15 protein-coding genes and 1 pseudogene are annotated in these 16,437 nt (G+C 43.7%); 4 read left to right on the top strand and 12 right to left on the bottom strand.

Annotated elements, in window-relative coordinates:
• Positions 1 to 467: 467 nt before the first annotated feature.
• The 7 genes from KHN78_RS09445 to dusA form a co-directional block, all read right to left on the bottom strand.
• Positions 468 to 1,247: a phosphoadenylyl-sulfate reductase gene (locus KHN78_RS09445; RefSeq protein WP_211915871.1), complete on the bottom strand. Its 780-nt coding sequence runs from the start codon at positions 1,245 to 1,247 to the stop codon at positions 468 to 470.
• Positions 1,240 to 2,976, bottom strand: coding sequence for an assimilatory sulfite reductase (NADPH) hemoprotein subunit (cysI, locus tag KHN78_RS09440; RefSeq protein ID WP_211915870.1), 1,737 nt, complete (start codon positions 2,974 to 2,976; stop codon positions 1,240 to 1,242). The genes KHN78_RS09445 and cysI overlap by 8 nt, the downstream gene beginning before the upstream one ends.
• Positions 2,976 to 4,850: an assimilatory sulfite reductase (NADPH) flavoprotein subunit gene (locus KHN78_RS09435; protein WP_211915869.1), complete on the bottom strand. Its 1,875-nt coding sequence runs from the start codon at positions 4,848 to 4,850 to the stop codon at positions 2,976 to 2,978. Before KHN78_RS09435 ends, cysI begins: the two co-directional genes overlap by 1 nt.
• Before the next feature lie 114 nt (positions 4,851 to 4,964).
• A complete protein-coding gene (locus KHN78_RS09430; protein WP_128810035.1) occupies positions 4,965 to 5,195 on the bottom strand; it encodes a hypothetical protein in 231 nt (76 codons plus the stop codon).
• A gap of 149 nt (positions 5,196 to 5,344) precedes the next feature.
• Positions 5,345 to 6,007 (bottom strand): TIGR04219 family outer membrane beta-barrel protein, encoded by a 663-nt coding sequence (locus tag KHN78_RS09425; RefSeq protein ID WP_128810034.1) that lies wholly within the window; start codon positions 6,005 to 6,007, stop codon positions 5,345 to 5,347.
• Between the two features lie 99 nt (positions 6,008 to 6,106).
• The gene (gene pspG, locus KHN78_RS09420; RefSeq protein ID WP_211915868.1) at positions 6,107 to 6,322 is read right to left on the bottom strand and encodes an envelope stress response protein PspG; all 216 of its coding nucleotides are present in this window, start codon (positions 6,320 to 6,322) and stop codon (positions 6,107 to 6,109) included.
• A gap of 163 nt (positions 6,323 to 6,485) precedes the next feature.
• Positions 6,486 to 7,466 carry a tRNA dihydrouridine(20/20a) synthase DusA gene (dusA, locus tag KHN78_RS09415; RefSeq protein ID WP_211915867.1) on the bottom strand — a complete coding sequence of 327 codons (981 nt, stop codon included), beginning with the start codon at positions 7,464 to 7,466 and terminating at the stop codon, positions 6,486 to 6,488.
• A 282-nt stretch (positions 7,467 to 7,748) separates the two neighbouring features.
• On the opposite strand from dusA, the gene zur reads away from it, so the two are divergent.
• On the top strand, positions 7,749 to 8,213 hold the full coding sequence (gene zur, locus KHN78_RS09410; RefSeq protein ID WP_211915866.1) for a zinc uptake transcriptional repressor Zur: 465 nt from the start codon (positions 7,749 to 7,751) through the stop codon (positions 8,211 to 8,213).
• Between the two features lie 9 nt (positions 8,214 to 8,222).
• Entirely contained in the window at positions 8,223 to 8,684 is a 462-nt protein-coding gene (locus KHN78_RS09405) for a chemotaxis protein CheX (protein ID WP_099080830.1), read from the top strand.
• A gap of 100 nt (positions 8,685 to 8,784) precedes the next feature.
• Here KHN78_RS09405 and pgi read toward each other — a convergent pair whose 3' ends face one another.
• Complete coding sequence (gene pgi, locus KHN78_RS09400) at positions 8,785 to 10,437, bottom strand: glucose-6-phosphate isomerase (RefSeq protein ID WP_211915865.1); 1,653 nt, start codon at positions 10,435 to 10,437, stop codon at positions 8,785 to 8,787.
• Between the two features lie 304 nt (positions 10,438 to 10,741).
• On the opposite strand from pgi, the gene KHN78_RS09395 reads away from it, so the two are divergent.
• Positions 10,742 to 11,161 (top strand): secondary thiamine-phosphate synthase enzyme YjbQ, encoded by a 420-nt coding sequence (locus tag KHN78_RS09395; RefSeq protein ID WP_211915864.1) that lies wholly within the window; start codon positions 10,742 to 10,744, stop codon positions 11,159 to 11,161.
• Between the two features lie 49 nt (positions 11,162 to 11,210).
• On the opposite strand, the pseudogene KHN78_RS09390 reads toward KHN78_RS09395, so the two are convergent.
• From KHN78_RS09390 to KHN78_RS09380, 3 genes and pseudogenes are all read right to left on the bottom strand, one after another.
• A pseudogene (locus KHN78_RS09390) lies at positions 11,211 to 12,405 on the bottom strand (hypothetical protein).
• A 3-nt stretch (positions 12,406 to 12,408) separates the two neighbouring features.
• Positions 12,409 to 13,485, bottom strand: a complete 1,077-nt coding sequence (gene alr, locus KHN78_RS09385; protein ID WP_211916531.1) for an alanine racemase — start codon at positions 13,483 to 13,485, stop codon at positions 12,409 to 12,411.
• A gap of 13 nt (positions 13,486 to 13,498) precedes the next feature.
• Positions 13,499 to 14,899: a replicative DNA helicase gene (locus tag KHN78_RS09380; RefSeq protein ID WP_211915863.1), complete on the bottom strand. Its 1,401-nt coding sequence runs from the start codon at positions 14,897 to 14,899 to the stop codon at positions 13,499 to 13,501.
• Positions 14,900 to 15,104: 205 nt separating this feature from the next.
• Between KHN78_RS09380 and KHN78_RS09375 the strand changes: the two genes are divergently transcribed.
• Positions 15,105 to 15,869 (top strand): DUF481 domain-containing protein, encoded by a 765-nt coding sequence (locus KHN78_RS09375; RefSeq protein WP_211915862.1) that lies wholly within the window; start codon positions 15,105 to 15,107, stop codon positions 15,867 to 15,869.
• A 101-nt stretch (positions 15,870 to 15,970) separates the two neighbouring features.
• Here the strand turns inward: KHN78_RS09375 and rplI are convergent, their stop codons facing one another.
• Positions 15,971 to 16,423, bottom strand: coding sequence for a 50S ribosomal protein L9 (rplI, locus tag KHN78_RS09370; RefSeq protein WP_128810025.1), 453 nt, complete (start codon positions 16,421 to 16,423; stop codon positions 15,971 to 15,973).
• Positions 16,424 to 16,437 lie beyond the last annotated feature (14 nt).

Here is a 16,437-nt window from a genome sequence, read left to right as displayed (position 1 = left end):
AACGAGTGCCCACACAGATTGATAGGTTCTTATTTTTAAAGAGCACTCTTCTTTGTGACTCACATCACTTCGGAAGAGGCGGCCATTCTAACGAGATAATTCTCTATGTCAAACACTTTCTTGCTTTTATTTTACTTTTCAAAAGTAAAGGCAGTTCGCTGCTTGGCGTTCTTTCTGACCCTGCCGACCTAGCCTTGAACCCTTGTGAGCTCTGCCCTGTTGACAAGGACGCATTATAGAGATCGAGGTCACATTGGCAAGTCCTATTTTGCAAAATTTGCAAAAATAATGGTTAAACGCTGACTTTTCGATCAAAGCCTTATTTATTTAACTTTACCCAAAGAAAGCAAACAACTTATCCACAGAGTTATTCTTTTCAAGCTCACTTTCAACTCTTATAAACAAAGAAAGCTGCCTCACTGCAGCTTTCTTTGTTTCGTCTGAACACCGGGCCATGAGCGTAACAGCTAAATACCAGAGCCATGTTGCTCGGTACCATCGTCCTCATGTAACCCACACTCGCGTTTTAATCCAAAGAAACGCGTTTCTTCTTCTGACATTCCTGGCTCCCACTTTCTTGTCGTATGAGTATCTCCTACAGAGAGATAGCCTTGATCCCATAGTGGATGATAACTCAAACCATACTCTTCTAAATAGTAGTGCACGTCTCTATTCGTCCAGTCGATCACTGGCAAAAACTTGAAGACACCATTTTGAATCGACAAGATAGGTAATCCAGCACGTGATTTGCTTTGCTCTCGGCGCAGCCCTGAGAGCCAAGTTCCAATGTTTTGCTCTCGCAAAGCTCGTCGCATTGGTTCAACCTTATTTATCTTGTTGTATTTTTCTATTCCCTCGACGCCTTGTTCCCAAAGTTTTCCATAACGCGCTTCTTGCCAATGGGCACTTTCTTTTGCTCGATACACTTTAAGGTTGAGGTTCAGTTGCGTTTTCAACTGATCGATGAATTGATATGTCTCTGCAAATAGATATCCGGTGTCCGTTAGGATAATTGGGATATCCGGTTTTTGTTGTGTCACAAGATGGAGCATCACGGCGGCCTGGATACCGAAGCTGGACGAGACTGCGAACTCCCCTTCCAAGTTTTTCAATGCCCACTTTATTCTCTCTTGTGCCGAAAGCTGTTCGAGCTCGACATTGATTTGAGCAAGACGGAGGATTTGCTCCGTCTTAGTTAATGTCAGTAACTCTGTTAGCTCCGGTTTAGACGCTACAGAATCAAGCATGGAAGTCCCTCTTTGATACAAACACTTCTTGGATAATGCCAACTCGAATCGTGAAATCGCCAAATGCTTCGCATTCTTCACGTTCAGCAGCCCAACGAGCCACCAGCTGATCAATCTCTTCTAAGATTTGCTTATCCGTAATGTTCTCTTTATACATCTTCGGTACACGAGTACCGCCGCGGTTACCTCCTAGGTGCAAGTTGTATCTACCTGGTGCTTTACCAACTAAGCCGATTTCTGCCAGCATTGCTCGACCACAACCATTTGGACACCCTGTTACACGAAGAATGATATTGTCTTCTTCAGGTAGACCATGCTTTTCTAGAATACCTTCTACATCGGTTACGAACTGAGGAAGGAAGCGTTCTGCTTCTGCCATTGCTAATGGACATGTTGGGAACGCCACACACGCCATCGAGTTCTTACGTTGTTCACTTACGCAGTCATCCATCAAGCCATGTTCACGAGCAATCTTCTCGATCTTCGCTTTTTGGCTTTTTGGTACACCAGCAACAATCAGATTTTGGTTTGCTGTCATACGGAAATCGCCTTTATGGATTTTGGCAATTTCAGCAACACCCGTCTTAAGTGGTTTACCTGGGAAGTCTAATAGACGGCCGTTTTCTATAAAGAGCGCTAAATGATGCTTACCATCAATCCCTTCAACCCAACCAATACGGTCACCACGTTCTGTGAATTCATATGGACGGCTTTGCTCAAACTTAACACCAGCACGTTTTTCTACTTCCGCTTTAAACACATCACTACCAACACGATCTAATGTGTACTTCGTTTTTGCATTCTTACGGTTTGAACGATTACCCCAATCACGTTGCGTCGTCACTACAGCAGCGGCAACATCAAGTGTTTTCTCTAATGGGATAAAGCCAAAGTCATCTGCTCTGCGTGGATAAGTTGATGTGTCGCCATGCGTCATCGCTAGACCACCACCCACAAGTACGTTAAAACCAACCAGCTTGCCGTTATCTGCAATCGCTACAAAGTTAAGATCGTTAGCGTGTACGTCTACGTCATTTTGCGGTGGGATAACCACTGTAGTTTTAAACTTACGTGGTAAATAGTTCCTACCCAGAATCGGCTCGTCTTCTTCAGTACTTTCTACTTTTTCACCGTCTAACCAAATCTCTGCGTAAGCGCGTGTCTTTGGTAATAGATGCTCACTGATTTTCTTCGCCCATTCGTACGCTTCTTGGTGTAGCTCCGACTCCACTGGGTTAGTGGTACACAACACGTTACGGTTAACATCACCCGCGGTTGCAATCGAATCAATACCAATGCTGTTGAGCGTTTGGTGCATCAACTTGATATTTGGTTTTAGCACGCCATGGAACTGGAACGTTTGGCGAGTCGTAAGACGAATACTTCCATATAAAGAGTGCTCAGTTGCAAACTTGTCGATCGCTAGCCATTGCTTTGGTGTAATGATGCCACCCGGCATACGTGCACGAAGCATGACGTTGTGCAACGGCTCCAGCTTTTGCTTAGCACGTTCGTTACGGATATCGCGGTCATCTTGCTGGTACATTCCGTGGAAGCGAATCAATTGGAAGTTGTCTGCAGTAAAACCACCTGTAATGCGGTCCTGCAGATCTTGTTCAATCGTTCCACGCAGTAAATTACTTTCTCTTTTAAGGCGCTCGTTATCCGAGAGTGGTCCAAGCACCTCACCTAATACTTCTTGGCTGTTTGATTGTTGATTCGCGCTCATTAGTACACATCCCTTTGGTAACGTTTCGCTTTACGTAGATCGTTGATCAATGCTTCTGCTTCTTCACGAGAGAGCTCACCTTGTTGCTCAGCTACAAATACCAGCGCATCGTGAACATCTTTTGCCATACGAGTGGCATCACCACATACATAGATGTAGGCACCATCTTGAATCCATTGCCAAACTTGTTCAGCGTTTTCTAGGATACGATGTTGAACATAGACTTTCTCTGCTTGGTCACGGCTAAACGCGACATCAAGGCGAGTCAGCAAACCTGACTTGAGATACTTTTGCCATTCAACTTGGTAAAGGAAATCTTGAGTAAAGGTACGGTCACCAAAGAACAACCAGTTCTTGCCTTGTGCGTCACGATTATCACGCTCTTGAATAAAGCTGCGGAAAGGCGCAATACCAGTACCAGGACCAACCATGATGATTGGTGTGTTGTCATCTTGTGGTAGTTTGAAGTTATTGTTGTGCTCAACAAATACTTTCACTTCACCACTTTCTTCTAGACGTTGAGCGAGGAAGCTAGATGCTCCGCCATAGCGCTTTTCATCACCTTTGTCGTATTCAACTAAACCGACAGTTAGGTGTACCTCTTCATCCACTTCCGTTTGACTCGAAGCGATAGAATATAAACGCGGAGTTAATCGACGAAGTAAACCAACCAATTCTTCTGCGCTTAGCTTGGTCTTCTTCTCGGCAAGCACATCCACGATTTGCGTATTTACGGCGTATTCACGAAGTTTGTCTTTATCTTCCACTAGCTTTTGTAGCTTCTTGCTACCAGAAAGCTCTGCAAACTTGGTGACGAGCTGAGGATTAGAAGCGGTAATCTCATATTTACTAACTAAGGCGCTGTGAATAGATAAACTCTCACCATCCACTTCAACACTCTCTACGCCGGATAAGCCTGATTTCGCTAAGATTGCGTTAGCAAGCTCAGAGCTGTTGTCGAACCACACGCCTAGGGCATCTCCTGGTTGATAAGTCAGACCTGACTCGTCAAGATCAATCTCTACGTGGCGAACATCTTTGCCTGAATCACGGCCTGTGATTTTCTGACTTGTCAGAAGCGTTGCTGTATATGGATTTTGCTTGTTATAAACAGAATGTCCTGGAGCCGCTTGCCCAACGGGTAGTTGAACTACTTCTGCTTCATTACCTGAAGAAAGGGCCTCTTTTACTTGTTCAAGCGCTTGCTTACGCCATTCTGCGGCAGATGCTTCATAATCCACATCGCAATCAATACGTTCGATAAAGGCTTTTGCACCTAATTTAGATAAGTAAGCATCGAAGTCTTTTCCCGTTTGGCAGAAGAACTCGTAGCTTGAATCACCCAATGCAATTACAGCGTATTGCAGGTTTGGTAACTTAGGGGCTTTCTTAGATTGAAGGAACTCATGCAGTTCAATGGCATTATCTGGGGCCTCGCCCTCGCCATTAGTCGAAGCTACGATGATCACATGCGTCTCTTTTGCTAAGTTCTTGCCTTTATAATCACTGGCATCAAACAGCTCTACAGCAATACCCTCAGCTCTGGCTTCTTGCTCTAGTGCTTCAGCAACCCCTTTAGCGTTACCAGTCTGAGATGCAAAGATGATGCTTAATTTGCCTGTTGGTTTAACCGCAACTGCTGCCGCCCCTTGAGTAATTGGTGTCGCAGCTACTGAACCTGGTTGGTTTTGTGCTAAACCCCAAAAGTAACCACTAACCCAAGCAAGTTGCTGCGAAGACAGCTCTGAGATCGTTTGCTGGAGTGAACTAAATTGTTGATCGTTGAGAGGGCCTGAGATTGGTGACTTACCACCTTGCCCATTATTATCTTCCATCACATTCTTGTGTGAATACTCATTCTTTTGAAAAGACATTGTCACGACATCCCTATTCATTGCGTGACGATAGATTAACCACTCTCCTTAATAACAAGAAAGAATAGAAGTGAATGTTTTATAACTTTTTGGAAGTATAAACTTGATAAACACTTATCGGTCTTCAATACGAACTTGCTGAAAACCGACAGCCATCGCTGACTTCGATGCCGTATCGAGATCATCGTACAGACACTCTTCTCCGTGAGTATCGGTTAAAAAAACAAAACCACCATGGGCGTGACGAAACTCTACAACCCACCCCCCTTCTTGTATCGACGGTTCGATAATGGCTTCTACAAGCTGCTTTTCACGAAACAGATGTCTTAATTCATTGATGGTCATCGTTAGGCCCTGCTCCCTGCTTCTCACTTTTCATAAGCATGGCCCAACTCTCCTGTATTAGGGATGAATTTCGAATGGATATAATGAAGTGGTATAAAAAAACGCCGCTTATAAAGCGACGTTTTAAAAATAGTGTTTCACGGTCTTACTTAGAAAGAGAATTCTGCGGTAGCAAAGAAGCCGTTAGCAAAAATAAACTCTTTGCCTAAATCAGAGAGAAAAACTTCTGATTCAAGATCAATCACTCGATAGCCTGCTCGCAACGCTAGCTGAGATTCTTGAAAAGGAATACGATACTGAACACCTGCCATTAGGTCTGTACTCTTGATGCCTTTATTATCACCAAAATTCATTTCACCAATCACATCGAAATTGGTCTTTGGAACCGTGATTTCAGCATAGCCGTACCAAGCCCAAATCAACTCATCGAATTCTTCCGTACGGGCATTCGTTCCTGCATCAATGTACTTTGTATCACTCAAATTACTAAAAGTCAGACCCGCATCGAAATGTAAAAGGTCGTGCTCAAGAATTTGATAGTAAAGAGTGAGATCTAGCTTATCAAAGCCCATGTAATCAGCATCAATACTGGAGTAACGAAGACGCGCATTTGGTACGTATTTTACATCATGCTCAACCGCCACATAGTATGACCCTGACGTACTGCTATCTCTTCTTACTTCATTAACTTTGGTGTCCGCAGCCCAAACTTCCGCACCAACCGTCGTCTTAAAAGAAGACTCTTGCGCAAAAACAGAAAAAGACGCCGCCAAAGATAGTGTCGCTAAAGCGAATGTCGCTTTATTTGTCATGTGGTGTTTACTCCGAGATAGCTAATTTCAACATTAAGGGCATGCAAGAAATACTACCATACTCTTACAGCCCTCAATCAACTAAATCTCTACAATCCATTACTTATAACGAGGCTGACCAACACAGTTCTTAAAAAACCAAATACCCAATGCAATCACAATCAGCCATGGTAGCAATTTCAAAACAACCCCCACCATACCAAGTAAAAACATCACAACTAATGCAATACCTGTTGCGGCAAATACGGTCATCATTGTGATACCTGTAACAAGTAAGGTCGCGGCAAAGACTAATATAAAGATAAGCTCCAACATAATCACTTCTCCTTTGTTTTAATATGACTAGAGCAGATTCTGTACCAACTTATAAAAAACACCTTAAAGCTATGATTTTCAGACAAAAATAAAGCCAGACGTATTTCTACAGCCTGGCTTTTCCATTTATAGGTTGGTATTTTTTACCAGTCCCTGGTGAAATTTACACATTTAGTTCTTTTGGAATCTTCGCTAATGCGTCTTGCAGCACTTCCAAACCAGAACCTGGCTTATGCGCATTTTCACTAATATGACGGCGCCATTGACGTGCGCCTGGCATGTTTTGGAATAGTCCTAACATATGGCGCGTAATGTGGCCAATGTAGGCACCTTTTGCTAACTGCGCTTCAATGTATGGGTACATCTCTTCAACGATTTCACTGCGTTTTTTCACAGGAGCGCTAGAACCAAACAACTCTTGGTCCACAGACGCTAACAAATACGGGCTTTGGTAGGCTTCACGACCAATCATTACACCATCAAGATGCAATAAATGCTCTTTTGCTTCTTCTAGCGATTTTACGCCCCCATTAACAGCGATAGTCAGGTGCGAAAAGTCTTTTTTTAATTGGTAAGCGCGTGGGTAATCCAGTGGTGGAATTTCACGATTCTCTTTCGGGCTCAGACCACTTAGCCATGCTTTTCGCGCATGGATAGTAAACTGCTCACAACCACCTTTCTCAGACACAATTGAGATAAAGTCCGTCAGAAATTCGTAAGAGTCTTGATCATCGATACCAATACGCGTTTTTACTGTTACCGGTACATCAACGACATCTTTCATCGCAGCCACACAGTCAGCCACCAATTGTGGCTCGCCCATTAGACATGCACCAAAGCGACCATTTTGAACACGATCAGATGGGCAACCTACGTTTAAGTTGATCTCATCATAACCACGCTCTTGAGCTAACTTAGCACACTTAGCCAAATCAACTGGGTTGGAACCACCAAGTTGTAGTGCTAACGGATGCTCTTCTTCGTTATAAGCAAGAAAATCTCCTTTTCCATGAATGATCGCACCAGTCGTCACCATTTCGGTGTACAACAAGGTTTCCTTGGTCATCAAGCGATGGAAGTAGCGACAATGACGATCAGTCCAATCCAGCATTGGTGCAACAGAGAGCCTGCAAGAATGAGTCATGATTAAAACACCCGTTTTACGTTACCAAGATAGAGCGCGACAAGACGCTCAAAAAATTAAGTCGGGTATTGTATACTCACTGTGCAGCGGATGCGAGCATTGTGAATTCACATACTCTGGCGTGTATTTATGCACAGGTGTCTCATTCTGTGATAGCCGCGACTTACCTATTAAATCCTCACTTGCTTTAGTTCATGATTTTCGTGCAGATAGCAGGTAAAATAAGCCTCTTTTGCAGGCATAGCCATTGCAAATGGTTTATCACAAACATATCCGATAGTTATGGTGAAAGGTTTGGACCCAACAATCATTGAACAAATTGAACGTATCTGCGCACAGCGTGGAGTAAGATTAACTCCGCAACGCCGACGTGTGTTTGAGCTAATTTGTTCAAATCGCCGCGCATCGAGTGCGTATGAGCTATTGGATCTACTGAAACAAAGTGAGCCACAAGCAAAACCACCAACAGTATACCGAGCATTAGACTTTCTTCTCGAACAGGGCTTTATTCATCGAGTAGAATCAACCAATAGCTTTATTACTTGCTGCTCATTCAATACTCAACAGCACTTTTTCCAACTACTAATTTGCGATAAATGTGGTGATGTCGTTGAACTTGAAGACGAGACGCTGATATCCTTATTAGCCAATAACGCCGAGAAATACGGTTTCAAATTGACGAATCACGTTATTGAAACTCATGGTGAATGCCAAACTTGTTCCTCGGAGATGAAAAAAGAAAGATAGAAGAACGTTATGCGCGCTGAATTTGTAAACCCGTTTTTAGCTTCTCTCATGAATGTGCTAAAAACCATGGCTTCACTTGAGTTGAAGCCACAAAAACCGCGAATCAAGAAAGATGAGATCGCACGAGGGGACGTTTCTGGACTTATTGGTATGGTTGGTCCACAAACACGTGGCTCAATGTCAATTACCTTTGATGAAGCGTTGGCATTAGAAATCATGCAAAACATGCTTGGTGAACGCCCTAACGGTGTGAATGAAGAAGTCACCGATATGGTTGGCGAGATCACAAACATGGTAACTGGTGGTGCGAAACGCATTCTAGCAGAGAGCGGTTTTGATTTTGATATGGCAACACCTATCGTCGTATCAGGTAAAGGTCACACTATTCGCCACAAGTGTGAAGGCTCAATCATCATCATGCCTTTCTCTTCACAATGGGGAAATGCATTCATCGAGATTTGCTTCGAGTAAATGAGAAAAAATAGGTTGGTCAGTGCCAACCTATTTTGTTTCTGCCTAAGGCAATAAAAAAGGTCAGCGCTTGCTGACCTTTTCTTCTTCTATTCAGACATTAAGCTTTGAACGCTTTAAATGCATTGATTAGACCGTTTGTCGAGCTATCGTGTGAGTTGATTTCAGACTCATCTGCTAGCTCAGGTAGGATTTGATTCGCTAGTTGTTTACCTAACTCAACACCCCATTGGTCGAAACTGAAGATATTCCAGATAACACCTTGAACGAAGATCTTGTGTTCGTACATTGCGATCAGGTTACCTAGCGTGCGAGGTGTGATTTGCTTAACTAGGATAGAGTTCGTTGGGCGGTTACCTTCAAATACTTTGAACGGCACTAGAGACGCCATTTCTTCTTCGCTCTTACCTGCTTTCGCAAATTCTGCTTTTACGATTTCTGCAGACTTACCAAATGCCAATGCTTCTGTTTGTGCAAAGAAGTTAGACATCAGTTTTTGGTGGTGGTCGCTTGCTGGGTTGTGGCTGATTGCTGGTGCAATGAAGTCACATGGGATCAGCTTAGTGCCTTGGTGAATCAGCTGGTAGAACGCGTGCTGACCGTTAGTACCTGGTTCACCCCAGATGATAGGGCCGGTTTGGTAAGTCACTGCGTTACCATCACGGTCAACGTACTTACCGTTAGATTCCATGTTACCTTGCTGGAAGTACGCCGCGAAACGGTGCATATACTGGTCGTAAGGTAGGATTGCTTCAGACTCAGCACCATGGAAGTTGTTGTACCAAATACCAATCAGAGCAAGAATCACCGGGATGTTACTTTCTAGATCTGTCGACACGAAGTGGTTATCCATCTCGTGAGCACCGTCTAGAAGCTCGATGAAGTTGTCGTAACCTACAGCTAATGCAATTGAAAGACCAATTGCAGACCATAGTGAGTAACGACCACCAACCCAGTCCCAGAACTCAAACATGTTGTCTGTGTCGATACCAAACTCAGATACCGCAGGAGCATTCGTAGAAAGCGCAGCGAAGTGCTTAGCAACGTGTGCTTGATCGCCAGCTGTTGCTAGGAACCAATCACGAGCAGAGTGCGCGTTTGTCATGGTTTCTTGAGTCGTAAACGTCTTAGACGCGATCAAGAATAGCGTTGTTTCTGGGTCGACTTTCTTTAGAGTCTCAACGATGTGAGTACCATCAACGTTAGAAACGAAGTGTAGGTTTAGATGGTTTTTATATGGCGCGAGTGCTTCTGTCACCATGTAAGGACCAAGGTCAGAACCGCCGATACCGATGTTGACGATATCTGTGATTGCTTTACCTGTATAGCCTTTCCACTCACCACCAATTACACGCTCTGTGAATGACTTAATTTTTTCAAGAACCGCGTTTACCGCTGGCATTACGTCTTCGCCATCCACCATTACTGGCGTATTAGCACGGTTACGTAGTGCTGTGTGAAGAACAGCGCGATCTTCAGTTTTGTTGATCGCTTCACCACTGAACATCGCTTCAATTGCTGACTTAAGCTCAGTCTCATTAGCAAGTGTAAACAAATGCTTTAGCGTTTCCTCATTGATTAGGTTCTTTGAGTAATCGACGAGGATGTCTGAACCGAAACGAGCAGAGTATTTATCAAAACGTGCAGCGTCTTGAGCAAATAGCTCTTTCAGGTCCATATCTTGTGCTGATTCGAAATGCGCAGTTAACGCTTTCCAAGCTTGTGTTTGCGTTGGATTGATATTTTTCAACATGGTCATTATCCCGATGTTACAGTAGGTTCCATTCCTTACAGTCTAGCGAAAACTGTGGAATCCCCGATTTAGCAAAAAGTATAAAATAGATGTTTGGGCAAATTGCCACAAAACAAGTCTTTGTAGTTTTTTTTCAGTCATCAATTATGACGGAGTGCCATTGCACTCACATTGAGTTAGGTCACGTTCCCTGTTTCGAATTTAAACAATTCATTTATGCTGTAGGAAATCATATCATTTAGTAATAACTGGCTCTAATTGGATTAGGATAGACGCCAAAGCAAATTTTTCCAAAGGAATGCAAATGTGGGTACAAAAAACACTTCAATTAAAAGCGCGTAGCCGTGGCTTTCATCTCATCACTGATGAAATTGAACAACAATTACCTCAAATCCAATCACTCTCAGTAGGTTTGTTACATCTATTCATTCAGCATACTTCTGCTAGTTTGACCTTAAATGAAAATGCCGATCCGACTGTTCGCATGGATATGGAAGCCCATTTTAATAAATTTGTGCCTGAGCGAGCACCATACTACCAACACACTTATGAAGGTGATGATGATATGCCCGCTCATATAAAAGCATCGTTGCTTGGCAATAGTGTGACAATTCCGATTCAAAACGGCCAATTAGCTTTAGGTACATGGCAGGGAATTTACTTAGGTGAACATCGAGGCGACGGTGGTAGTCGTCGCATTATCTGCACCATTAACGGGGAGTAAGGCAAACAAAAGACCAACCTCTTCGTTAGCCTCTTGTCATCATATTCAATTAAAAGGGTTGGTTGATCATCACTCTGAAAAGGCCTTCATCAGCCCCTTTTGCCATTTCAGCTCGAACCACAATTCCCTCGACTTGGAAACGTACTGCACCACCGATATTCCACTTCATGTCTTCATGTAGCGTTTTTAAATCGTAATCATCAGCAACTCGGCCAACCTCTACAAATGCAACCCACTGCCACCAAGGCAAGTCATAGTAATTAATAAGAGGAATATCATCTAGCGGTTGCCAATCTGGTAATACACGGTATTCCGCGGAATAGTGAATCGCGCTACGCCCATGATAACGACCTGCGGTATAACCACGTAACCGATATAAACCACCTAAGCGAACTTGCTCTTGCTCTGGTGGGCGGCTGCACACAGCACCATCACACTGATTCCATGTCGGTGTATCAGCCGTATAAAAATCAAACGCCAATACTTGCTGATCAAACCAATCACCTAATGGCCCTAACGAGTAGTACTGACTGTTTTGGAATTCCCACTTCAGCCATAAATCTTCCGGCTGTAAGCTTTCTGCCCCCGTCGTTAGGTCAAATGAGGTATGGGAACCACGTGTGGTGTTACGCACACTGTCTCGGTTATCCCAATCAAACGTCAGGCGAAAGCCTGTGGCCTCTTCTTTTTTGTCATTATAAATATCCAACTCACGAGAAGAGTAAAATGGCGTGAATATAATGGAGCTAACACCCGATTCAACTGGAGAAGCAAAACTCACATCGCGAATCGGTTGGAATGCACCAAGTAACCCATGTTCACGTACGTTGCCCCAATCAAGTAAGTATTTAAACTCTAACTGATAGTTTTCTTCATCCCCATTAGTAATGGTTTTGTCATCGGTGAACGAGTGATTGGAACCTTGGCCCCCCAAGTAATAGGGGTTATCGTTATAGCGTGCTTGGTACATCTGCGCGCTAACCAATAAATTCGAAGACAACGCATAATTGAATGCAGAAAGAAAACCGACGTAACTGTCTTTTTCAGAATAGAGTCCCATGCCAAACAGTGCTGCTTGAGGTTGCCCTACTCCCTTTGCGACACCAGCAATACCGACAGTGCTACCCAGTATTTCAGTACTGAAATAGAACGGTACAAATGCGGAGTCTTTCTCTTTTGCGATAACTGGCGAAGATAAAAAAGCTGGCACTAAATGCCAGCACAGAAAGTAATCTTTTCTTCATGAGTTACTTTGAATATTCCATTTCAACGCGAGAAGTTAATTTCGTCACCAGTTCGTAAGCAATGGTACCAATATGGCTTGCGACTTCTTCCACTGGCAAGTCTTTACCCCATAAAATTGCTTCGTCACTGACTTTATCGGTGGCATCTGGCCCTAAGTCCACCGTCAACATGTCCATAGAGACGCGGCCTGCAATCGGCACTTTACGACCGTTAACCAGAACTGGTGTGCCATTAGGTGCCGTGCGTGGATAACCATCACCGTAACCCACAGCAATCACGCCCACTTTAGTGTCACGCTCACTGGTCCACATACCGCCATAACCGACACTCTCGCCTTTCTTCACTTCACGTACCGCAATCAGGTGAGATTTGAGCGTCATAACAGGTTGGTACCCCATGTCTTGCGCAGTTTTGTCACTAAATGGAGACACCCCATACATGATGATACCAGGACGAACCCAATCCAAATGACTTTGCGGCCATGCAAGCATACCGGCAGAAGCCGCCAAAGAGCGCTCCCCTTGACACCCTGAAGTCAACGTCATAAATAACTCTAGTTGTTCCAGAGTAATGTTGCTATCGAGTTCATCTGCACACCCAAAATGGCTCATATAGCGAAGTGGTTTTGCGACATTCGAGCACTCTTTTAAGCGAGAGATAAATTCCTCATATTGCTCAGAACGAACGCCTAGTCGATGCATTCCACTGTCGATTTTCAGCCAAACAACAACAGGCGTTTCAAGCTCCGCTTGCTCGAGAGCTTCCAGTTGCTCTTCACAATGAATCACGGTTTGAATGTTATTGGTGACAAGCACGGGAAGATCGCCTTGCGAGTAGAACCCCTCTAATAGAAGAATGGGTTTTACGACACCACATGCTCGTAATTGAAGCGCCTCTTCAATACGAGCAACGCCAAAAGCATCAGCGTGAGTAGCATTCTTAGCAACATGACGTAAACCGTGTCCATAACCATTCGCTTTCACTACCGCCATAACTTTGCTTGTTGGCGCTTGTTGTTTTACACGTTGTAAGTTGTGTTGCAATGCTGACAAGTCAATGCATGCCTTCGCCGCTTTCATGTAGCTCATTACATTACTCATCATCGATATCAAATGCTGGTCCCGCGTAATTATCAAAGCGAGAGTGTTGACCTTGGAACGTTAAGCGAACAGAGCCAATTGGGCCGTTACGCTGTTTACCAATAATAATTTCTGCCGTGCCTTTATATGGGCTATCAGGGTGATAAACCTCGTCACGGTAAATGAACATGATCAAGTCAGCATCCTGCTCAATGGAACCCGATTCACGCAAGTCCGAGTTAACAGGGCGCTTATCTGCACGTTGCTCTAGTGAACGGTTTAACTGTGATAGTGCAACAACAGGTACATTAAGTTCTTTCGCCAATGCTTTTAGTGAGCGAGATATTTCTGCGATTTCAAGGGTACGGTTATCCGACATTGCAGGAACACGCATCAATTGAAGGTAATCGACCATGATCATCGATAGACCTCCGTGTTCACGAGCCACTCGACGAGCACGGGAACGAACTTCTGTCGGTGTTAGACCTGAACTGTCATCAATGTACATGTTTTTCTTCTGCATGAGGATTCCCATCGTAGAAGAAATACGTGCCCAATCTTCATCGTCCAACTGACCTGTACGAATCTTAGTTTGATCAACGCGAGATAAAGAGGCCAACATACGCATCATTAGCTGTTCAGCGGGCATCTCTAGAGAGAAAATCAGTACCGGTTTTTCTTGCTGCATTGCCGCATTTTCACACAAGTTCATCGCAAACGTGGTTTTACCCATCGAGGGACGAGCCGCAACGATGACTAAATCAGAACCTTGCAGACCCGCGGTTTTCTTATTCAGATCAGTAAACCCAGTATCAACACCTGTCACACCGTCTTGCGGTGTTTTATATAACAGCTCAATACGCTCTAACGTTTTTTCAAGAATGTTATCGACATTCTGCGGGCCTTCATTTTCGCTAGTACGAGATTCGGCAATGGCGAAAACTTTACTTTCCGCTAAGTCGATCAAATCTTCTGAGCTACGCCCCTGAGGATCATAACCTGCATCAGCAATCTCATTTGCGACACCAATAAGTCCACGAACAATCGCACGCTCTGCAACGATATCAGCGTACGCATTAATGTTTGCTGCACTCGGCGTGTTCTTAGCTAAATCAGCAAGGTAAGCAAAGCCACCCACATCTTCGATTCGCTCATGGCGCTCCAAGTGTTCAGATAAGGTAATCAAGTCGAGAGGCTTGCCCGCTTCAAGAATAGACTTCACGCCATCAAAAATAAGACGATGTGGACGGCTATAGAAATCGCTGCTAACAACACGCTCTGCAACCGTGTCCCAACGCTCGTTATCTAATAAGAGACCGCCAATCACTGATTGTTCTGCTTCCAGTGAGTGCGGTGGGACTTTTATTGCGTCTACCTGACTGTCTAAAGGTTTGCGATTTCTATTTTCCGCCATGACTTTGCTCGATAACTACTATTGACCCGAGATTATAACCTCAAAGAAGACTAAGATGCTCCTTTGATGCGACAATTACTTGTTAAGAATTCATGCTTTCAATTTTTGTCTTATTTTACATCAAATAAAATTCATCCAATTATTGACCGATTCCAATATCTGTATCAGGATCAGGCCCTCATTTTTCATTCGATTCGAGGTATACGTGTCCCGATACTGGTTACTTAGCTTTAGCATACTCTGCACAGGTCTTGTGTACGCTGAAGAATCAGTAAAATCAGAGCAAGAAATTGATACACCTAGCCCTCTCAAGACCGAGGTTGAATTTGGCTATCAAGCTCATACAGGGAATACAGACACTCGCTCCCTAAACTCCCGCTTAAGTGCGGAGTATACCGCTGGACGTCATCGTTCAATGGGAGAATGGAAATATTACAATCTTTATAAAGATGGGGAAGAGGATAAACGTTCTTCGACCTACACTGTCCAAAGTGACTACAAGTTAGGGCCAAAAACATACCTATACGGCAGTTTTAAAGGCGTTGACTCTCGTTATACCGCTTATTTTAAGGACTATACTCTTTCTGGTGGTTTAGGTTATCAGTTTGCTTACACTGAGCAATTTACGTTAGAAGTCGAAATTGGCCCTGGTTTTCGTTATCAAGAACCAAACTTAGATGAGATCGATGACGATGACATTATCTTTCCAGATATTGTTCAAGAGGGTATTTTTCGTGGAAATGTTAACTCAACGTGGCAAGCTCTCGACAATTTGAGCTTAGGGGTTGATGTCACCGTAGTTAGTGGTAGGAGTAACACCCGTTTCGATAGTGATCTTAATGTTATCAACAAGATAACAGAGGACATTGCGTTAAAGCTTACTCACTCTCGCCAATACCACGACAAGGTGCCCAATAACCTTGAAAAAGCGGACAGTGTTTTCTCTGTAAACCTTCTTTTCGTTTTTTAATTCTTACCTTTTCGTTCTCGCTTTTTACTTTCCCCATTAAATCTCAGACATAAAAAAAGCACCTCCTGAGAGGTGCTTTTAAAATACGTCTTGATACTGAATTAGTCAGCAGCAACAACTTGTACTTTCGCAGTAGCGAAAACTTCAGAGTGAAGTTGGATGCTAATTTCGAACTCACCAGTTGTACGTAGTGCGCCTTCTGGAAGACGAACTTCGCTCTTAACAACTTCAACGCCAGCAGCTGTAATAGCTTCAGCGATGTCACGAGTACCGATAGAACCGAATAGTTTGCCTTCGTCACCAGCTTTAGATGCAATAACAACTGCTTCTAGAGCGTTAACTTTCTCAGCACGTGCTTCAGCAGCTACTAGTTGCTCAGCAACTTTAGCTTCTAGTTCAGCGCGACGAGCTTCAAACATTTCAACGTTAGCTTTAGTAGCCATAACTGCTTTACCTTGAGGGATAAGGAAGTTACGAGCGTAGCCAGATTTAACGTTTACAGTATCGCCAAGACCACCTAGGTTACCGATTTTATCAAGTAGAATAACTTGCATTGCTTAATCCTCTT

It is taken from the genome of Vibrio sp. B1REV9 (assembly GCF_905175395.2).
Classification (GTDB): Bacteria; Pseudomonadota; Gammaproteobacteria; order Enterobacterales; family Vibrionaceae; genus Vibrio; species Vibrio alfacsensis.
The sequence above is the reverse complement of the archived record's forward strand: the minus strand, read 5'-3'. Positions and strand labels throughout refer to the sequence as shown.